The 20746-nt window shown below is 33.4% G+C and carries 16 protein-coding genes and 1 pseudogene; 8 read left to right on the forward strand and 9 right to left on the reverse strand.

Annotated features, from left to right (window positions below; genetic code table 11):
• Positions 1–397: 397 nt before the first annotated feature.
• Positions 398–1654, forward strand: a complete 1257-nt coding sequence (glyA, locus tag J3U19_RS00960; protein WP_267345209.1) for a serine hydroxymethyltransferase — start codon at positions 398–400, stop codon at positions 1652–1654.
• Positions 1655–1734: 80 nt separating this feature from the next.
• Here the strand turns inward: glyA and J3U19_RS00965 are convergent, their stop codons facing one another.
• Positions 1735–3942, reverse strand: a complete 2208-nt coding sequence (locus tag J3U19_RS00965; RefSeq protein WP_267345211.1) for a hypothetical protein — start codon at positions 3940–3942, stop codon at positions 1735–1737.
• A gap of 226 nt (positions 3943–4168) precedes the next feature.
• On the opposite strand from J3U19_RS00965, the gene J3U19_RS00970 reads away from it, so the two are divergent.
• Complete coding sequence (locus J3U19_RS00970) at positions 4169–6097, forward strand: ABC transporter ATP-binding protein (protein ID WP_267339504.1); 1929 nt, start codon at positions 4169–4171, stop codon at positions 6095–6097.
• 63 nt (positions 6098–6160) lie between these two features.
• Here J3U19_RS00970 and J3U19_RS00975 read toward each other — a convergent pair whose 3' ends face one another.
• On the reverse strand, positions 6161–7324 hold the full coding sequence (locus J3U19_RS00975) for a sugar transporter (protein ID WP_267339503.1): 1164 nt from the start codon (positions 7322–7324) through the stop codon (positions 6161–6163).
• Between the two features lie 148 nt (positions 7325–7472).
• On the reverse strand, positions 7473–7982 hold the full coding sequence (gene tpx / locus J3U19_RS00980) for a thiol peroxidase (RefSeq protein WP_267339502.1): 510 nt from the start codon (positions 7980–7982) through the stop codon (positions 7473–7475).
• Positions 7983–8209: 227 nt separating this feature from the next.
• On the opposite strand from tpx, the pseudogene J3U19_RS00985 reads away from it, so the two are divergent.
• A pseudogene (locus J3U19_RS00985) lies at positions 8210–8562 on the forward strand (DMT family protein).
• 309 nt (positions 8563–8871) lie between these two features.
• Positions 8872–9612: an acid phosphatase gene (locus J3U19_RS00990; RefSeq protein ID WP_267345212.1), complete on the forward strand. Its 741-nt coding sequence runs from the start codon at positions 8872–8874 to the stop codon at positions 9610–9612.
• 99 nt (positions 9613–9711) lie between these two features.
• Here J3U19_RS00990 and apbC read toward each other — a convergent pair whose 3' ends face one another.
• Positions 9712–10779, reverse strand: a complete 1068-nt coding sequence (gene apbC / locus J3U19_RS00995) for an iron-sulfur cluster carrier protein ApbC (protein WP_267345213.1) — start codon at positions 10777–10779, stop codon at positions 9712–9714.
• Positions 10780–11035: 256 nt separating this feature from the next.
• On the opposite strand from apbC, the gene metG reads away from it, so the two are divergent.
• A complete protein-coding gene (gene metG / locus J3U19_RS01000) occupies positions 11036–13063 on the forward strand; it encodes a methionine--tRNA ligase (RefSeq protein ID WP_267339498.1) in 2028 nt (675 codons plus the stop codon).
• Positions 13064–13265: 202 nt separating this feature from the next.
• Here metG and J3U19_RS01005 read toward each other — a convergent pair whose 3' ends face one another.
• Positions 13266–13769 (reverse strand): hypothetical protein, encoded by a 504-nt coding sequence (locus tag J3U19_RS01005; RefSeq protein ID WP_267345214.1) that lies wholly within the window; start codon positions 13767–13769, stop codon positions 13266–13268.
• A gap of 105 nt (positions 13770–13874) precedes the next feature.
• The gene (locus J3U19_RS01010; protein ID WP_267345215.1) at positions 13875–15032 is read right to left on the reverse strand and encodes an MFS transporter; all 1158 of its coding nucleotides are present in this window, start codon (positions 15030–15032) and stop codon (positions 13875–13877) included.
• 164 nt (positions 15033–15196) lie between these two features.
• On the opposite strand from J3U19_RS01010, the gene J3U19_RS01015 reads away from it, so the two are divergent.
• The gene (locus J3U19_RS01015) at positions 15197–15484 is read left to right on the forward strand and encodes a MerR family transcriptional regulator (RefSeq protein ID WP_416380328.1); all 288 of its coding nucleotides are present in this window, start codon (positions 15197–15199) and stop codon (positions 15482–15484) included.
• Between the two features lie 324 nt (positions 15485–15808).
• Here J3U19_RS01015 and J3U19_RS01020 read toward each other — a convergent pair whose 3' ends face one another.
• Both J3U19_RS01020 and J3U19_RS01025 read right to left on the reverse strand, forming a co-directional pair.
• Entirely contained in the window at positions 15809–16597 is a 789-nt protein-coding gene (locus J3U19_RS01020; protein WP_267345217.1) for an SDR family NAD(P)-dependent oxidoreductase, read from the reverse strand.
• 97 nt (positions 16598–16694) lie between these two features.
• The gene (locus tag J3U19_RS01025; RefSeq protein ID WP_267339493.1) at positions 16695–17369 is read right to left on the reverse strand and encodes an NADPH-dependent F420 reductase; all 675 of its coding nucleotides are present in this window, start codon (positions 17367–17369) and stop codon (positions 16695–16697) included.
• A gap of 102 nt (positions 17370–17471) precedes the next feature.
• Here J3U19_RS01025 and J3U19_RS01030 point away from each other — a divergent pair, with 102 nt between their 5' ends.
• Positions 17472–18359, forward strand: a complete 888-nt coding sequence (locus J3U19_RS01030; RefSeq protein WP_267339492.1) for a LysR family transcriptional regulator — start codon at positions 17472–17474, stop codon at positions 18357–18359.
• Positions 18360–18508: 149 nt separating this feature from the next.
• Here the strand turns inward: J3U19_RS01030 and tolC are convergent, their stop codons facing one another.
• Positions 18509–19864, reverse strand: coding sequence for an outer membrane channel protein TolC (gene tolC / locus J3U19_RS01035; protein ID WP_267339491.1), 1356 nt, complete (start codon positions 19862–19864; stop codon positions 18509–18511).
• 138 nt (positions 19865–20002) lie between these two features.
• Between tolC and nudF the strand changes: the two genes are divergently transcribed.
• On the forward strand, positions 20003–20629 hold the full coding sequence (gene nudF, locus J3U19_RS01040; RefSeq protein ID WP_267339490.1) for an ADP-ribose diphosphatase: 627 nt from the start codon (positions 20003–20005) through the stop codon (positions 20627–20629).
• The last annotated feature ends 117 nt before the right edge of the window (positions 20630–20746 follow it).

The raw sequence follows: 20746 nt of genomic DNA on the forward strand, positions 1-20746 counted from the left end.
TACCAATAACACGATTAGAAAAAAGTGTATTTAGACGCAATTCTATAATTTTGTTTTTATGATGATGGCAAAAGCTATCAAATGATTACCTAAAGTGATTCTAAATAGGTGACTCAAGAAATGTTGTTGATTTTTGTTTACAGAATTTAAGTAAAATTTGTTTTGTCAAAAAAGATAATTGATAAAACAATTGAATTTAAAGTAAGTTTTTACAGATGAAACCAGCAATAAAAACTGTCGTATTTAACTACCGTTTTAATATAAAATTTTTTTATAATCCAAAAAAAAGATTGAAATAATATGCTGATTAAGTGAGGATAATTGCTGATGATGTGTTTTTAAACCAATAAGTGCAGTTATGCTTAATGGTGAATGCAATTATTAACAAGGAGCCAATATGTTCAGTAAAGATATGACCATTGCCAATTATGATAAAGAATTATGGAATGCCATCAAAGGTGAAGAACAACGTCAAGAAGATCATCTTGAGCTAATCGCATCCGAAAACTATACCAGTCCTCGCGTAATGCAAGCACAAGGATCGCAATTAACCAATAAATATGCCGAAGGTTATCCAGGTAAACGTTATTATGGCGGTTGTGAATACGTTGATATTGTTGAGCGGTTAGCTATTGAGCGAGCAAAAACGTTGTTTGGTGCTGACTATGCTAATGTGCAACCGCATTCAGGTTCACAGGCTAATTTTTCTGTCTATATGACATTATTAAAACCAGGTGATACGGTGCTAGGTATGAATTTGTCAGAAGGCGGGCATCTCACACATGGTTCACCAGTCAGTTTTTCAGGTAAATTATATAATGTAGTCGCTTATGGTGTTGACGAAACTGGACATATTGATTACGAACAATTGGCAAAAATAGCTTTAGATTCAAAACCTAAAATGATTATTGGTGGTTTTTCTGCTTATTCAGGTGTGGTCGATTGGAAGCGCATGCGCGAGATTGCTGATAGTGTCGGTGCGTTCTTGTTTGTGGATATGGCTCATGTTGCTGGTTTAGTTGCCGCAGGTGTATATCCTAACCCAGTACCTTTTGCTCATGTAGTTACTACGACAACTCATAAAACATTAGGCGGACCTCGTGGGGGGTTAATTTTAGCCAAAGGCGGTAGTGACGATCTTTATAAAAGATTAAATTCATCTGTCTTCCCTGGGGCTCAAGGGGGACCTTTAATGCACGTAATTGCCGCCAAAGCGGTAGCTTTAAAAGAAGCGATGGAACCAGCCTATAAAGAATATCAACATCAAGTAATAAAAAATGCGCAAGCCATGGTTGATGTTATTTTAAAACGTGGTTATAAAGTGGTTTCAGGTGAAACGCAAAATCATCTATTTTTAATTGATTTAGTGGATAAAAAAATTACAGGTAAAGAAGCTGACGCCGCATTAGGTAGCGCGAATATTACGGTAAATAAAAACAGTGTACCAAAAGATCCGCAAAGCCCATTTGTGACATCAGGCGTACGTATCGGTTCACCAGCCATCACTCGCCGAGGTTTCAAAGAAGCAGAATCACGTGAGTTGGCAAATTGGATTTGTGATGTTTTAGATAACATTGATGACGAGCAAACTATTCAAACCGTAAAAGCTAAAGTATTAGCTGTTTGTCGTCGTTTACCCGTTTATCAACACTGATTGACTGTTATTTAGTTAACTTTTGCCGACATAATCAGTCGGCAAAGTTTGTATTGGCTATCGGCTTGAATCTCCGATAGTCATTTCATTTTTTTATGATTTTCACTTACGTTGTTATTATTATGAATGTGTGATTGTTGTTGCACATTTTGTTGAATATGATGTTGTGGTTCAATAAATTTGTTTAAATAACCTTTATGCCAAAGCCAGCCACCGCTAATCCCCACACCTAATAATATGGCTAACCAAAAAATAGCGATGAGCCTATGATTGTTCTGTTTCATGGGATCACGCAAATTTCGTTTAGCATTATTAGGTAGTTCGGCTTTGCTCGTGAGCAATCCGCCTAACATTAAGTTAATTTTCACTTGTCCATTTATTGCCCAGCCTGATGCTTCGAGTAAGGGTCCAAGTGTACGACGGCGTAGTTTTAGCCATGCTAAGATTACTGAAGGTCCAGAGACAATCAAAAATAGCCCAAAAATAACTAATGGGAATTGCCACCAAGCGAGCGAAAAGATTGCCTGAAAAATAGAGGCTAATGCTGTACCAATAGCTCCAATAGCTAAACCAATTGCAGCAAAAATCCCCATGCTTTTACCAATATCGAATTTATTAGCAGGATTTTGTAAGGCTTGTTCGCTAGACTTTTCGATATCGGCATCTTTATCCGTTGCCCATTTGTTAATTTGTTCGGTAATTAAACGACCAAAACGTTGATATGGAGCCCAAATGGCTTGTTGAATACTGATAGGTTTGGTGATCATTTTAATCACATTGGCATCCCAATCATTCCCTTCATTATCAATAAACACACCATTACGACCTTCAATCAATAAATCACCTTGTCCAGCGGTTATTGCCGCTGCAATCAGTTTCTTTTCACCATGACGGGTACATTCACAATAGAGTAAACAAAGCTCAGAATAATTTGCCATATTGGCATGTTTGGCAATGTTATCGACGGCGACACAAAGGGTAGCACAGCGACCATCAATATACAGTTTACCTAGCTGAAAAGCAGCTCTTTTTTCGGGCGAGAAGAAATCAGCAAACGAGGAAAAATTAACCAGTAAGCGATAAAGATGTTTATGAAACAAAACTAACTTTTCAAGCACCAGCACATCGGATGCTGAAATAGGGGTTTGGTTATCTTGCTCAACCATTTGCTTGAATTCTGTTAATAAATCTGAGTTTAACAATCTGGAGATAACATCATTGTGAATGTCTTCTATACTCGCTGTTGGCTCGATAGCAACATTTAATTGTACAAGTTCTGGTTTTGAACTGATCAACGTAGTGTATTCTTGTAAGCTGTGTTGAATATTTTGCCATTCTTGTTGGGTTAGTTGGTCAGGATTAGATAATGATGAGGAAACTAAGGTTTTAAAACGAGTAATTTTTTCTTTCCAAAGCGGATTTAGCCCATTGACTAAATCAAGATAACGGGTGGAGTCAATTTTTGATAAAGGTAATTCAGATAAAGCTTCATCTGAGAGTAAACCATTTTCGTTAGGGACAATATATTTTTCGTCTACATTGAGCGCTGTTTGTGCTTGTGGAGCATATTCGGCCAATTCAACACGTAGAAAATAATCATCAATTTTGGGTTTTAAAAGTTGGACTAATTTCCAAATTTCTGCTCGGTTTTCACCAAATGGAGTTTGGGTGTTGCTAATGTCAGTTTGCCACAGCTGCCAAGTTTTAAGATTATCCATAAAGGTTTGCGCAATCTCTAAGTTAATGCCATCTTGCCCACTCATATCTTTCATGGCACCGGTTGTTTTAATTGCCGTTTGAATGAATGTTTGCATTTCAGGTGATAACTCGGCAGAAGATGGAAAAATTAAATCACCATTGTAAAGCTTACCTGCATTAATTTTTATCGAATCTTGCACATCTTCTTGAGTTAAATAATTTATATCATGTTTGTTTAAATTCGCAAGAATGCTGTGTGCAGTAACGGAAAGTTTTTTACCTTGTTCTGTTGAGGTGTTGATTTCAGATAATGGTAATGTGTTAGAGGATTGTAAAATACTGCCAAACGATAATATTTTGTCTTTGGTCCAACTAATTGCATCTAAAATATCCGGTATACGAATGCGTCCGTCTTGGTCTGTATCAAGTAAAGCTAAGGTTCGTTTATCAAAATCTAACCCTGTAGTTGGGCAACTTAATGCTACCCATAATTTAGGATCTAAATCAGGTAGATTGATAATGTCGCTAGCGTTTTTAAATACAACTTGATCTAATCCACCGACCCGTTGGAATGTCCACATATGACTCATAAATAACCTCCGTACCAACATATTATTTGCATATTCAATTGGTAATAAATTTTTTAAACTAAAATTATCAATAAATATCGTTGCATTTGTTTCTGTTATCGAAGAGAAACACAATTCTGATTTTGTAAGGGTTTTATATTCTTTGTAAGTTGAATTTTAGTTGCCTTTCACAACTTTGTGATAGAATAACGCTTTATTATTTAATATCCAAATAAAAATCATAAATATGTCATTAATTAATCTTACCAATGCTTATCTTTCATTTAGTGATGCACCACTATTGGATCATATTGATATGGCGATAGAAGCCAACGAACGTGTTTGTCTTGTTGGTCGTAATGGTGCAGGTAAATCCACTTTACTTAAAGTACTTAATAAAGAAGTACCATTGGATGAAGGGCAAATTGTTTATGAAACTAACGTTATCGTATCACGCTTACAACAAGATCCTCCTCGTGATATCCAAGGTAATGTATTTGATTTTGTGGCAGAAGGATTACAAGAACAATCGCAGTTATTAAAGAACTTTCACGAATTATCGCGTCGAGTTGAGCTAGAACCCAGTGAAAGTAATTTAACAAAATTAGCTAAAATGCAAGAGCAGTTAGATCACCAAAATGGTTGGCAACTTGAAAATCGGATTCGTAATGTGATTTCATCATTATCACTTGATAGTGAAGCTCAATTATCATCACTTTCTGGAGGTTGGTTGCGTAAAGCGGCTTTAGCTAAAGCTTTGGTTTGTCAGCCAACAGTTTTATTACTAGATGAACCAACTAACCATTTAGATATTAAAACTATCAAATGGTTAGAAGAATTTTTAAAAAGTTTTAATGGTAGCATTGTATTTATTTCGCATGACCGTTCGTTCATTCGTCAAATGGCAACACGGATTATTGATTTAGATCGTGGCAAAATCGCTTCTTGGAGTGGTAATTATGATAATTACTTACTTGGTAAAGAAGAAGCATTGCGTGTTGAAGAACTACAAAATACCGAATTCGATAAAAAATTAGCTCAAGAAGAGGTATGGATCCGTCAAGGTATCAAAGCACGTCGCACCCGTAATGAAGGTCGAGTACGAGCATTAAAGGCAATGCGACAAGAGTATTCTGAGCGTCGCCAAGTGATGGGAAAAGCTAAAATGCAAATTGAGGAAGCATTACGTTCAGGAAAAATCGTTTTTGAATTAGAAAATGTGACTTACCAAGTTGAAGATAAATTGTTGATCAATGACTTTTCAGTACAAGTTTTGAGAGGCGATAAAATTGCACTGATTGGCCCTAATGGTATTGGTAAAACTACATTGTTAAAATTGATGCTTGGCAATTTAATACCTACATCAGGTAGTGTGCATTGTGGCACTAAGCTTGAGGTTGCCTATTTTGATCAGTATCGTTTGGAGCTTGATCCAGAAAAAACAGTGATGGATAACTTGGCTGAAGGCAAGCAAGAGGTGATGGTAAATGGTCGTTCACGTCATGTATTGGGTTATTTACAGGACTTTTTATTCCCGCCAAAAAGAGCTAGAACGCCAGTAAGGGCGTTATCTGGTGGTGAACGTAATCGATTGTTATTGGCAAAACTGTTTTTAAAACCCAGCAATTTATTAGTGTTGGACGAACCAACAAATGATTTAGATATTGAAACGCTAGAATTATTAGAAGAATTAGTCAATGATTATCAAGGAACCGTTTTATTGGTAAGCCACGATCGGCAGTTTGTTGATAATGTTGTAACACAATGTTGGTTTTTTGAAGATAAAGGGAATATTGGTATTTATTCAGGAGGCTATGCTGATGCTTTACAACAACAGCAGCAGGCACAACCTGTTAAAGTTTTAAAAATAAATACTAGTAGTCAACAAACTAAACAAGAATCAAAAACGATTAATAACCAAAATAAAGATTTTGCAGTTAAAAAGAAAGTGAAACTTAGCTATAACGAACAACGTGAATTAGCTCAATTACCAAGTAAAATAGAACAGCTTGAAATAGCAATTGCTGATTTACAAAAGCAAATTGGTCAAAATGACTTTTTTAATCAACCTCATGATATAACGAATCAAATTTTACAATCATTAAGTGATAAAGAAGTCGAATTAGAAGCTGTGTTCGACCGCTGGGAGCAGTTAGAAGCACTTAGTCAACAGTGATGAATGTTATCGCATCAATTAACAAAATTAATAAGCGCTGGTATAACCAGTGCTTATTTGCTTTTACCAGGTTTTTTTGGATAACAAGAAAAAAAGTAGTAACGCTAAGATAACAAAAATAGCACCAACCAACCCAATGTAATGGGTAGACAGTTTTACTAATACTTGGCTGCCAACAAAGGCTCCTCCTCCGATTCCAATATTATAAATCCCAGAATAAACAGACGTAGCTATATCGGTGGCATCTGGCGCGATATCGATTACTTTACTTTGCATTACCATACCAATAATGGTGATTGATAATCCCCATATCACGCCTTGCACCATCGCGGTGTAAAGGCTAAATGTGCAGAAGTAGAGTGATAATAAGCATGCCATTAATAATATCATGGGTCCAACTAATATTGCTGTTGGGTATTTACTTGCATATCGAGTAAAAATAACACTGCCAATCATGCCTGAAAATCCAATAATTAATAATAGATGGACAACAATTTCTTGACTGAATCCACCTACCTTCATCATAAATGGAGTAATATAAGTATAGGCAGTAAAATGTCCAGTGATAATAATAGCCGTTAACAAGTAAATATTGAGTAAAGCTGGACGTTTTAACACCTTTGGCAAATCTTTGAGTGAAATGGTATTAATACTTGGTACTTTGGGGAGCAAGTAAAGCAATAAAACTAAAATTCCAAAGGCAATGCCACCGATACATAAAAACGTGATACGCCAACCGACTAATTCTCCTATTTTGGTACCTATCGGAATACCGAGCACGGTTGCCATTGATGTGCCTATTACAATAAAGCTCATCGCTTTGGCTTTTTTGCCATTTGGTGCCAATCGAACAGCTAAAGGTGTGGTAATAGCCCAAAATACTGCATGTGCACAAGCGATACCAATGCGCGCTGTCATTAAACTATAGAAATTCCATGCAAAGCCAGCTAATATATGGCTTCCAATAAATAAACAAAACAAAAAAATAAGGAGTTTGCGACGCTCCATTTTGGATGTTAATACTGTCAATGGTAACGACAGTAATGATACAGCCCAAGCATATATAGTTAATAATAACCCAGCATGAGCTACATCCATTGAAAAACTTTCCGCAATATTAGGCAGTAAACCTACCGGTACAAATTCGGTAGTATTGAAAATAAATCCAGCAAAAGCTAAACAAAGAATCGACGACCAGATCCGAGAGCGCTTTTTAGCATTATTCATGATTTTACTTAAAGATGGGATAAATTGATTATTGGTAATTATAACTGAATCTTAACCATTGTTACATATATAGGAAAGATAAATCTTAATTTCAAACGCCACCTAATGAAATAAGGTGGCATAAACATCATTATGGTTCTTATTTTTATCACAGTGTTTTAACTACGTTCAATATTTTATCGTAATCAGGTTCATTTGAGGTTTCTTTTACATATTCAACATAAGCAATTTTATCATTTTTATCAACAACAAATACCGCACGCGCCAATAAACGCTTTTCTTCAATTACGACTCCATATTTTAATCCAAAATCGAGAGTTTTGTGATCCGATGTGATGTTAACTGAGTCAATTCCGTCTGCTGCACAATAACGATTTAATGCAAAAGGTAAATCGACACTGACTGAAAATATAGTGGTATCTTTTAATTTTGTCGCTTCAACATTAAAACGGTGCACCTGAGCGCTACATACTGAAGTATCAATGGATGGTACGGAGTTAATAATTCTGACTTTACCTTTGAAATCCGATAATTTAACTGGCTGCATTTCTATATTTTCGACAACAAAATCGGGCGCTTGATCACCAACTTTGATTTCTGGTCCGAGCAATGTAATCGGATGACCTTTCATAGTAACTTGATTTACTCTTCTTTGCATAATGGTTTCCTTTGTGTCGAGTTGATGGGAATGATATTTTTCATTAACTATAAAATTAGCAGCAATTAGTATCAATAATTTATTATGCATTGAAATACACAATTGATTTTATTATTAAATTTGTTAATTGTTATGTAATAAAACAAAAATCAACCTTGTCATTTTGCATATTTTTTATGCAAAGGTATATAATATTATACCCTTATTTTAATATACTAGTGATTATTATGAACCCACTTATTATCACGGTCAGTTTACTCATTTTAAGTAATATTTTATGACTTTTGCTTGGTATGGACACCTACGCTTTTTGCATAATCAAACTTGGATTATAGCGGTGTTTATTAGCTGGGGAATTGCGCTTTTTGAATATTTATTGCAAGTTCCAGCTAATCGTATTGGTTTTCAAATAGCAACTACTGGGCAGTTAAAAATTATTCAAGAAGTTATTAGTTTATCTGTCTTTATTCCATTTTCAATCTATATCCTAAAAGAGCCTTTTAAAACTGATTTTATATGGGCTGGTTTATGTTTGCTCGGTGCTGTGTTTTTTATGTTTCGCGACAAAATCTTTGTGTAATATAAATTAAAAATCAATTGATGGACATATTCGTTTATCAATTGGTTAATCCAAAGCGATACTCCTTATAAAATTTTTAAATTCAGTAGGACTGATCGTTAGATATTGAAATGTGACTGTTGTCACATCATCAAATATCATGATTTATTAATATAAGTTCCAATTTATACAAAAGCCAGTCTTATTAAGCAGCGATTTATCGATCTAATATAAATGCTTTATATCACTTTAAAAAAATGAATAAGTAAATTTATATTATTAAATAAATGATTAAATTTCAAATATTATTTTTTTATTGAGGAGATAAGTATGCAAAAAGTTTTTGTAAAGAGTATTATCATTTGTTCTTTGTTATGTACAAATGTGTTCGCCATTGAAGCAAAAGATGTAACAACCGATCCGGAAGATTATTACCTTAAAGTTGATCAGGCTCCAGATAGTTTGCTACTTTTGCCTCAACCACCATCTTACAATAGTATTGAATTTCTTAGGGATAAAGCCCAATATGACTGGGGGAAGTCTGTTCGTAATACTGAACGAGGGCATCAGGCATATTTAGATGCTGATGCGACGAAAAATAATGTTACTAAACGATTTTCCCCCTCTTTTGGTTATGAGATTTCAAGTACTTCAACACCAGAAATTTACAAGCTTATCACGACAATGAAAGAAGATGCAGGGGATCTTGCTACTCGGTCAGCAAAAGTTCATTATAATCGAGTTCGTCCATTTGCTTTTTTCAATGAACCAACATGTCGTCCTGAAGATGAGAAAACATTATCTACCAATGGTTCTTATCCTTCAGGGCATACTACTTTGGGGTTTGCTATTTCGTTAGTGCTTGCAGAAATAAACCCACTACGCCAAAACGAGATTTTAAAACGTGGTTATGAAATTGGGGAAAGTCGAGTCATTTGTGGTTATCATTGGCAAAGTGATATTGATGCAGCTAAAGTGATGGCAGCTGCTGTTGTTGCACAGCTACATACCAATGGGGAGTTTAATAAACAGCTAGCTAAAGCTAAAGAGGAATTTAGCCATTTGAAATAGTGAGTATCAACTCTAAAGAGGGTTTTTATTTTACTGCATTCTTTTTATCTATCTTGATATTGGCTTTTAGTCGTTAAAAGCCAATATATTTTTTGTATATTAAAGTGCTTTAAAAGATATATCTGGTAAGATGGCTTGACCTTGCCAATAAAGTTCACTCGCAATACGACCTGCGATTTGACAATAAATTTGGGTAAATTTACTCTCTTGATGATTAATGACAGTGGGTTTACCTGTATCAAGATCTTGACGTAGAGTTTTGTGTAAAGGGATCTGTCCAAGTAATGCTGTATGATATTGTTCAGCTAGACGCTTTGCGCCTCCTTCGCCAAAGATGGCTTCATGTTGACCACAATTTTCACAAATATGGTAACTCATATTTTCAATAATGCCTAAAGTGGGAATGCTAACTTTAGTAAACATGGTAATCCCTTTTTTGGCATCAATCAGTGCGATATCTTGCGGAGTAGTTACAATGACCGCTGCAGTGACTGGAATACTTTGTGCAAGCGTTAACTGAATATCCCCTGTTCCTGGCGGCATATCAATGATCAAATAATCAAGTTCAGGCCATAGTGTGTCTTGTAATATTTGCAATAATGCTTTACTGGCCATAGGTCCACGCCATACCATTGCACCATCAGAATCCACTAGATAACCAATTGAATTACTCGCCAGCCCATATGCCATTATGGGTGACATATGTTTATTATCTGGTGTTAAGGGTTGTTTCTTTTCTGTACCTAACATGGTGGGAATGGAAGGACCATAAATATCTGCATCTAAAATACCCACCGTAGCGCCTTGTTTTTGTAGTGCTAGTGCAATATTAACGGCAGTGGATGATTTACCAACGCCACCTTTACCAGAACTAATAGCAATAATGTTTTTTATATTGTGTATTGCATGTTGGTTATTGGCGCGTTTAAGTGTGGCGATATTGTATTCAATCTGCCATTTAACATCTTTAACATTAGTAAGTTTAAGTAACTGTGGTGTGACTGCTGATTTAAGTTCATCAAAAGCTACTTGCCATGCAAAAGGCATAACTAACTTAATGACTAGAATTTGATCTTCTATTTCACAAGTTTTAACTGCACCAAGTTCAATCAAATTTTTTTGTAAGGTAGGATGAGTAAAATTTTCCAGAATTTTTCTTGCTTCCATGATTTTTAGCCTTAATTGTTATGCATTCACTTATACTCATATTGTTTTGGCTTTAGAATATTTCAAGTCACATCATTATTTATTAAATGTGAAACATATCTTACACACATAATAAATCTAACATTTATGACTTTTACACTATACAATACCATTGAGTATATAAACAAATTTTATCAAATTATGGCATAAATCTGGCGATAATCACACGTTTGATGTACTATTTCTGCCATTATGTAATAAAAGGTAATTAATTCACATGACAACGCAACGCAAAATATTGGTGACTTGTGCACTTCCTTATGCAAACGGTTCAATTCATTTAGGTCATATGCTTGAACATATTCAAGCGGATGTTTGGGTACGTTTTCAACGTATGCGCGGTAACGAAATTTATTTTATTTGTGCCGACGATGCGCACGGTACACCAATTATGCTTAAAGCTCAGCAATTAGGTATTACTCCAGAGCAGATGATTGAAGAAGTTAAAACTGAACATCAACGCGATTTTGCTGGATTTAACATTAGTTATGATAATTACCATTCAACTCATAGCCCTGAAAATCGCGAAATATCAGAACAAATATATAAACGATTAAAAGCTAACGGTTATATTAAAACTAAAGTCATATCACAATTATTCGATCCAGAAAAACACATGTTTTTACCTGATCGTTTTGTTAAAGGTACATGCCCTCATTGTAAAGCACCAGACCAATATGGTGACAATTGTGAAGTATGTAGTGCTACTTATAATCCTACCGATTTGATTGATCCAAAATCTGTCGTTTCAGGTGCAACGCCGATTTTGAAAGAATCGGAGCATTTCTTTTTTGATTTGCCCGCTTTTTCAGGCATGTTACAAGCTTGGATTCGTTCTGGTACAATGCAAGAACAGGTTGCTAATAAAATGCAAGAGTGGTTTGAAGCAGGTTTACAACCATGGGATATTAGCCGTGATGCCCCTTATTTCGGTTTTGAAATTCCTGATGCACCAGGTAAATATTTCTATGTTTGGTTAGATGCTCCAATTGGTTATATGGGATCTTTCTTGAATTATTGTAATAAAAATAATAAACCCATCTTTGATGAGTTTTGGAATAAAGATTCTAGTACTGAACTTTATCACTTTATTGGTAAAGATATTGTGTATTTCCACAGTTTATTTTGGCCAGCTATGCTTGATGGTAGCGAATATCGTAAACCATCCAATATTTTTGTGCACGGCTATGTTACCGTTGATGGCGCGAAGATGTCAAAATCGCGCGGGACTTTTATTCAAGCAAATACTTACTTAAAACATTTAGATCCAGATTGTTTGCGCTACTATTATGCGGCAAAATTATCACCACATATTGATGATATTGATTTAAATTTAGAAGATTTTGTGCAACGTGTTAATAGTGATTTAGTTAATAAAGTTGTGAATATCGCATCACGTTCGGCTGGATTTATTAGTAAACGTTTTGATGGCAAATTATCTGATAAAGTTGCAGAACCAGAGCTATATGCACAATTTGTTGAAAAAGCTAACGTCATTGCCAATTACTTTGAACATCGTGAATCAAGTAAAGCTATTCGCGAAATTATGGCATTAGCTGATGAAGCCAATCGCTATATTGACGAAAAAGCACCATGGGTTGTGGCTAAACAAGAAGGACAAGATCAAGTTTTACAAGATATTTGTTCAATGGGTATTTTTCTATTTCGCATTCTAATGACTTACTTAAAACCCGTTGTACCATCGTTAGCGCAACGTACTGAAGAGTTTTTAAATAGTCAATTAGAATGGTACAGTATTGATAAACCTTTAATTGGACATACTATTCATCGCTTTAAAGCGTTATTTAACCGTATTGATATGGAAAAAATTACTGCAATGATTGAAGAAACTAAAGAATTAACGACATCTACTGCATCTGCTAAAGAAAAAGTAGCTGAACCAATTGCTGATACCATTAAATTTGATGATTTTGCTAAAGTTGATATGCGCGTTGCCTTAATCAAGAATGCTACTTTTGTGGAAGGTTCAGATAAATTATTACAATTAACACTTGATATTGGTGATGAAACGCGTAATGTATTTTCGGGAATAAAACAATTTTATCCTGATCCTCAAGTTTTAATTGGTCGTTTGACAATTATGATTGCTAACTTAGCCCCTCGTAAAATGCGTTTTGGTGTATCAGAAGGTATGGTGCTTTGTGCAAGTAGTAAAGACGATAGTGACGGTGTTTATCTATTATCACCGGATAGTGGAGCAAAACCAGGTATGCGAATTTCATAATTCATATCTGTATTTTTAAATAACATCTTAACAAGTCAATATTCTTGTTAAGATGTTTGAGGTTATATATACGTTTAAGTATAAAAAATGAATTGATTTATTAAAGTAATATTGATTTAAATTTCTTTTTTTATTATAAATGTTTACTTAACCAACTATCATGTAACCATTTTTGCGTTTGTCGACCCGCTCGAATAAAATCTCATTTGATATCTCTTTCAAATACCATTACTGTCTCATCTGGTGCGATAATTGTCCAAAAATAAAGTCCTGTATTCAAATCACGGCATTTAACTTTCATGCCAGTTAATGTAATTTTCTTTCCATTAATGATAATATTTTCATCATGCACATCAATCCATTTATTTTCATAGTTTTCTAATAAATCAGGGGAATAAACTTCAAGAAATTTTTGCGTGATTGCCAAAGCTGTATCTTTTGCAACCCGTTGTTCGGTTGATTGATATTGAGGTAATAATCTGACAAAACCTTGTAATTTACCAGTATCATTCAATAAAAAAGAGATGTGCTGGCTATCGAGTTGCATGGTTGTTTGTGGTTCAAAACGATATAAATTAATAGATTGTTCATTATGCATTCCTTTGTGTGTTAAAACTAAATTGAAATCAAGTTCCTCATTAAGTAATAACTTAGATAAATTTGGTGTGAGTAGCGTACTTAATTTTTTTGATTGTGTTGAGGTCATGGTATTTTCCTTTTTGTGGCTCAATTCATGAGCATAGCAGGTCGAGTAAAAACTGTTGAATATAAATATGAATTTGATAAAAAATGTCATGATGAATTAATGCCTTTAACGATTAAGTTGTAAATTAAAGATAAGTTGTAATGAGCAAATTAAAAGTAAAATAGCAAGCGCTATTATTAAAATAAGCGGATTAATCAAAGTTGGTAAGTAGGATCCTAAACTTGCACCAATAAATAAAATGCAGGTATATAATGATGTTGCAATACCGCGATCTTTAAGCTCTGCTTGCAAAGCGACACATATAATCATTGAGGGAACAGCATACGCAAGAGCAATAATAAAAATAAAATGAAAGAGATATAAAATAAACACATTATTTAATTGACCATTTAAAAAGAACATATGTATCAATAGTGATACAGCCATTAGACAAAGTGATATGGCTAGTACAAACACTGGTTCAATTACTTTAAATAAGTAACTGGCTGTTAAACTAAAAAGCAGGGCAAAAACACTAATATTTCTAAGTATTGGAACATAAATCATCAGTGGACTACGATGTAACAAAAAATAAAGTGTGACAAAGCTAAGTAAAACAAATAGTGAGCAAACATATATAGGAAATAGTTTTCTATTGGTTAATAGGTTAGGGAGTTTGTAAAAAATGGTGAGTAATGAAATATCTGTCAACACTTGATTGTCTTGTTTGATATTTGAACGGTAAATGTAAAAAATAGTGGCACCAAAAATATATACGCTTCCTAAAAACCACATTGAACAATAAAGAGAATTAGAAATTAAAAAAGAACCAAGCCATTGACCTACAGTTGCAGCAAGTAAAAATGTACAACTTATTATTGATATCGCTATAGGTTTTGAACTTTCAGATAAATTTATTGAAACCCAAGCTAATGCCACTGGTGGAAAGGAAGCAGCGCAAAATCCTTGAATAGCGCGAGCAAATAATAATAAATAGTAGTTTTTTAATAACGGTACAATAAAACTAATACAGGCAAGCAGCAAAAGACCAATAATTAATGTTAAGTCTTTTCCTATTTTATCGGATAGACTTCCCCAAATGATCAATCCAGAAGCATAAAAAATACCAAATATAGTGGTTAATAATCCAATATTATTTGGCGTTGCATATTTAACAAATATCACTAAATTTGTAGAAACTGGCATAAATAAGTAAAGTTGTGTAACAACTGCAAGTGCGAGCAATGGGATGAATACAGTTCCCATCATTAATTTAAATTTCATCTAGCGCTCCAAATGTTCAATTATTGTAGTTAAAGTACAATAATTGTATTCTATATTCATTTAGTGTTTAAGTAAAATATAATTTGTTGCTAATCGATATGTCGAGTTATAAAATGTTTTAATAATTTTTATTTAATAGATGAATTGTAATGAAAGATGGTACTTTGAAGCATTCATATGATGACTTTTTATCAAAGGTTATTGTAGGTATTGGTGAAGTTTCCGAGATGACAAAAGTCCCTGTAAGAAAATTACGTTATTGGGAAGAAAAGGGTATTATTAACACGGTTGATCCTCAATCTAAATCTCGCCAGTTTGATTTAGCTAATATTAAAAAAATTATTCTTATTCAAGAATTAATGGATGATGGTTATTCGTTAGACGGTGCAGCTAAAAAAGTAGAAGATAGGATTGCTAAAATAGAATCATTGATGAATCTAATCCAAATGTGATTTTTACATATCGACATTTGGTTATCATAGATCTTAGTCTAAGTACAAGTCAGTACTTTTTTATAATTTTACTTAAATATATGTTTCAATATGAAATTTATTATAGATTTTAGTTGTTATTGTTGGTTATAGCTAATAATAGTTATATATAACGATAAATCCTGTTACCATTATTTTAAATTTAGTTTGGTACTATCAACTAATGGCAAGGGGGATATCGATGCTGTTATTCCCCTAAACCCGTGAATATTTCATTTGAGATGAAAATATTATTCTTTGTGCATAAAATTTAAATTCTATTTTCTTATTAATAAATAAAATAATTTAATTTTTTTGGTTTTCTGAAGGATTTCCTGAATAAGGAAATATGCAATCTTTTAACGAAAATGTGAAATCTTTTGTACTGATCTCTCCAATGATTTTATCGCTATCATACAGTTCTAATAAAAATTGCGCCATTTGATCAGCAGAATGATATTTTGCAAAACTTTTATCATAATCATATTGATCAACATTATTAGCTTTTTGACCAAATTCGGTTTGAGTTGCTGCCGGAGCTAGAACTTTTGCACGTAACTGTGTTTTAGCCTTTATTAATTCTTGTGCTAATCCTTCAGTAAAGGCATTGACATAAAACTTAGTTGCACAATAAGTTACTGCGTTTGGAACGATAGTATATCCACCCCTTGATGAAATATTGATAAGTTGTGTACCAGCTTGATCATGATATTTACGCACATAGAGCGTTGATAAGATTGTTAATGCTTCAATATTTAAATGTAACATTGACTCTATTTTGTTTAAATCTTGTTCGCCAATACTACCATAATGACCAAAACCAGCATTATTGATCCAAGTTTCAATAAAATATTGCTCTAGATCTGTAAAAAGTGAATGAACATTTTTTGATAAAGATAAATCACATTTTTTTATAATGACGTCTAATTCAGGATTAATATCAGCGATTATTTGTTTGAGTAAGATTAACTGCTCTTGCCGTCTGGCAATAATAATTAGTGGTTTATTTCGTTTTGCAAATGCAATAGCCGTTGCATAACCTATTCCTGAGCTCGCTCCTGTAATGACAGTATATCTTAAATCTGCTTTGACCATTTTTTATATCCACTTTTGAAGTTGTTATTTAAATTTTAATGAATGATTAAATTAACTAATTATTATCATCTTTCATTATTAAAGATGATAATAATTTCTATTTAATATAAGATTTCCATGAGTTATGAGATAGTTCAGTTTTTCTGTCAGCCATAGATAACGCTAGCTTTAATTGCTCAAGGTTTAGTGGAACGCAATAAGCAGGTTTAGCACGCTCAAATCGCCAACTTTCAGATAATTTTCCTACATCAATATAGTCAAATCCGACTTGATCAATTAACTTAAATATAGTTTGTTTTGCCAAATTATCATTCCCTGCAATGGGAAGTGCTCTTCGATTTGTTTTATCATTGGGTTTGGCATCTTTTAAAATATCCTGTTGAAGAATAGCATTGAATACTTTGACTATTTTAGATTTATAAAGATGTTTGGCGACTAATTCACTTGTGGTCGTTTGGAAAGTATCTAATACTTGAATACGTCCATCACGATCAGGGTAATAATTCATAGCATCAAGAACAATTTTATTACTGAGAAGATCTGTTGGTAACTGTTGATAATTGATAAAAGGGATTGCTACTAAAATAATATCACCGAAATCAACGGTTTCTTGTAGGCTACCCACTTTACATCCCAAACTGCTTGCTACGCTAAATAATGTTATTTTATCGCGCGAATTGCATATCATGACTTGATATCCAGCTTGAATAAATAACTTAGTACAAGCCTGACCAATAAATCCCGCTCCAATTATTCCAATTTTTTTCAACACAGTAATTCCTTGATGATTAATGACTTTGTTGTATTATGCTCTTAAAATAAAAGATAATAAATGATTTGAAAATTGGTTTATTAACAACTGAGGGTTGGTAATATGGATCTTTTAAGAAGTATGGAAGCTTTCGCATTGACCGTGAAAACGGGTTCATTTGCAGCTTCAGCCATTTCACTAAATACTTCACCACAAATGATTGCCAAATATGTGGTATTTCTAGAAGATTATTTAGGTTTAAAGTTACTGAATCGGACGACACGATCGCAAAGTTTAACAGCATTTGGTAAACAATATTATGAAAAGTGTTTATTCATTCTTGATGAAGTGAAAAGCTCAAAAATATTAGCACAACAATTTATTGAAGAGCCTAAAGGACAGCTTAGAATTAGTGCACCGGTGAGTTACGGGCATTTTAATTTAATTTCTGTTCTTAGTCGATTTATGAAATGCTATCCTAAAGTAAATGTTGATATTCAATTAAGTGATCGCTATGTTAATTTAGTTAAAGACGATTTTGATGTTGTTTTTCGTATTGGCGAGTTAGCTAATTCAAGTTTTATTGCGCGTAAACTCAATTCTTATCAACTTATTTTTGCAGCTTCGCCAAGTTATCTCGCTAAACATGGTGTGCCCACAATACCTAATGATATAAAAAAACATCAGTGCTTGATTTATCAATATGTTAATCCAACTAAGAAAGATCATCTTTGGCCTTTTAGTATTAATGGAAAAGTAGTCAATATTCCTATATCAGGATCCTTAAAAAGTAATGATACTTTAGCTTTAGCAAATGCTGCTGTCGAAGGGTTGGGTATAACCATGTTACCTAAATCAATGCTCAGTGAGCTTATTTGTCAGAATAAATTATTGCCAATATTACAAGATTTTTTACCACCAGCAAGAGAAGTTCATATGCTTTATAAGGCCGATAAACAACAGCTTCCTAACCTTAAGATGTTTATTGAGTTTATGCTGAATTCAGCATGATAAATGGAAAGGATTTTTTTGTATTAAGTTATTTTGTAAATAAATTCAAATTTGATTTATTTAGATACTTAGTGAAGTTGATCATAACAAAAAAGGCGATGATAACCGCCTTTTTATGTGAATAGTTATAGAATCATTAATAATACTTATTATTTTATGGTCGCTAGAGTGCTCAGCTCTTTACCTAACATATTGTTCAAATAGACTAAGTCATCTGCTGTCAAAGTACCAACGGCATATTTCAACTGTAATAAACTTGTTAGATAATTATATTTTGCATCCGATAAATTCCGTTTAGAACTATATAGCTGAGTTGTTGCATTTAACACATCGACAATGGTACGTGTACCAACTTGATATCCAGATGAGGTCGCTTCTAATGAACTTTCGGCAGAAACAACAGCCTGTTGATACGCTTTGATTGAACTGATTGAAGATGTAATATTATTGTAAGATGAGCGAACTTGATTAATCACACTGCGATTAGTGCTTTCTAATTTCTCGCTAAAACTGACAAAATTATGCTGTGCTTGTTCAACTTGTGACATAGTTGCACCACCAGAAAAAATCGGCATGCTCACACTCACGCCAACATAATTATTACCAGAATAGCTTTTATTATGATGAGATACAATAGCATTATTTGAAGAATAATTTCCATATTTCTCATTTTTATTCAAGTTTGTCGATGCATCTATACTTGCAGTAGGCATATAACCTGATTGTGCAAGTTTAATTTGTTCACGAGCAATATCCTGATTTAATTTCATTGTTAATAAATTAAGATTAGCTGACTCGGACTGTTTTAACAATATACTAATTTGAGTTGGTTCTTCTGTTTTAAATGTTTTTGTATCAATCGTTGCTAAGCTTGAATAAAAACGACCACTGACTTGACGTAAGTTTTCGATTGAATTATTCAATTCATTTAATGCGTTAACTTGTTGGGCAACAGTTAAATCATAATTAGCTTGCGCATTTTGTACGTCGGTAATGGCCACTAAGCCTACTTGATGTTGTTGACGAGTTTGCTCTAATTGACGACCAATTGCTTTCTTCTGAGCATCAATGAAGCTTAAAGCATCAAGTGCTTTTAGAACATTAAAATAAGCAACCGAAGTATTTAGAATTAATGTTTGACCTTGATATTGATAAGAGATATCAGCAATACTTGCTTGTTTTTTCGTAATATCTAAAGCTTTCCAACTTGAGAAATCAAAAATACTTTGCGATAACGTTACTTGATATAAATTACCACTTTTGTTTTTCTGTCCACTGATGTCGCGGCGGCCATGTGTTACACCATAAGATGCACTTAAACCAACTTGTGGTAATAAACTTGCTCGTGAGCCTGAAATTGCCGAATAAGCTTTCTCTTTATCAGCTAAAGAACTGCGTAGATCTGGATTTGTCTCTTTAGCTTGTTCATAAACTTGAATCAAATTTTCAGCAAAAACTGCTTGGCTTAATGTTAAGCCGATTAGAAAGGTTAGCGTTTTTTTCATCAATCATCTCTTTAAAAACATATAAAATATAATTGTATTTTCATTTATGCGATTTTAACAGATAATTAGCATATAGTAAGCATAGTTTCTTTATCATTCGCACTTTTTAATAAAATTTACTTTAAAATGAGAAACAATATGAAAATTAATAATCCAATAAATTTTAACAAAAACGATGTATTCAATCTATCTAAACGAGTTCTTTATAGAGGTTTTTTTTCTTTACTTGAATATCGTTTCCAATATCGTAAATTTGATGGATCAACTAGCGATATCGTTACCAGAGAAGTTTTAGAACGCGGTCATGCTGTAGTTTTACTAGCATATGATGTTAAACGTGATGAGGTAGTTTTAATTGAACAAATCCGTATTGCTGCAATAGAAACCCAAGAAACCCCTTGGATGTTAGAGTTGATAGCGGGAATGATGGATCATGAAAATGAATCGTATGAAGAAGTGGCAAGACGTGAGGCAATTGAGGAAGCAGGTGTTACTATTGGACGATGCAAGCCTATTATTAGTTATTTAGCTTCTCCTGGTGGTTTAACTGAAAAATTGCATATTTTGATTGGTGAAGTAGATGCTTCAACAGCAACAGGTATTCATGGACTTGTGGAAGAAAATGAAGACATTAAAGTTCATGTTGTCAGTAGAGATCAAGCTTATAAATGGGTTGAAGAGGGATTAATTAATAATGCAGCATCAATTATTGCTTTACAATGGTTGCAACTTAATTATTTGAATCTAAAAAATGAATGGAAGTGATTAATATTACTGATTATATTTAATTATTTCTTTCATTAAAATGTGATATATTTTACACTTTATTATAACGCTAAGATTTATAATAAAATTATATACTCTGCTGCAATGTTCTGTTTT

The sequence above is a fragment of the Gilliamella sp. B2828 genome (assembly GCF_026537125.1).
GTDB lineage: Bacteria > Pseudomonadota > Gammaproteobacteria > Enterobacterales > Orbaceae > Gilliamella.

Bases quoted from the DNA above. Each gene is read 5' to 3' on its own strand.
- J3U19_RS01005 (WP_267345214.1), bottom strand. From the start codon at position 13,769: ATGACCTCAACACAATCAAAAAAATTAAGTACGCTACTCACACCAAAT.
- J3U19_RS01030 (WP_267339492.1), top strand. From the start codon at position 17,472: ATGGATCTTTTAAGAAGTATGGAAGCTTTCGCATTGACCGTGAAAACG.
- J3U19_RS00965 (WP_267345211.1), bottom strand. From the start codon at position 3,942: ATGAGTCATATGTGGACATTCCAACGGGTCGGTGGATTAGATCAAGTT.
- J3U19_RS00990 (WP_267345212.1), top strand. From the start codon at position 8,872: ATGCAAAAAGTTTTTGTAAAGAGTATTATCATTTGTTCTTTGTTATGT.
- J3U19_RS00970 (WP_267339504.1), top strand. From the start codon at position 4,169: ATGTCATTAATTAATCTTACCAATGCTTATCTTTCATTTAGTGATGCA.
- nudF (WP_267339490.1), top strand. From the start codon at position 20,003: ATGAAAATTAATAATCCAATAAATTTTAACAAAAACGATGTATTCAAT.
- J3U19_RS01010 (WP_267345215.1), bottom strand. From the start codon at position 15,032: ATGAAATTTAAATTAATGATGGGAACTGTATTCATCCCATTGCTCGCA.
- J3U19_RS00975 (WP_267339503.1), bottom strand. From the start codon at position 7,324: ATGAATAATGCTAAAAAGCGCTCTCGGATCTGGTCGTCGATTCTTTGT.
- tpx (WP_267339502.1), bottom strand. From the start codon at position 7,982: ATGCAAAGAAGAGTAAATCAAGTTACTATGAAAGGTCATCCGATTACA.
- tolC (WP_267339491.1), bottom strand. From the start codon at position 19,864: ATGAAAAAAACGCTAACCTTTCTAATCGGCTTAACATTAAGCCAAGCA.
- metG (WP_267339498.1), top strand. From the start codon at position 11,036: ATGACAACGCAACGCAAAATATTGGTGACTTGTGCACTTCCTTATGCA.
- J3U19_RS01020 (WP_267345217.1), bottom strand. From the start codon at position 16,597: ATGGTCAAAGCAGATTTAAGATATACTGTCATTACAGGAGCGAGCTCA.
- apbC (WP_267345213.1), bottom strand. From the start codon at position 10,779: ATGGAAGCAAGAAAAATTCTGGAAAATTTTACTCATCCTACCTTACAA.
- glyA (WP_267345209.1), top strand. From the start codon at position 398: ATGTTCAGTAAAGATATGACCATTGCCAATTATGATAAAGAATTATGG.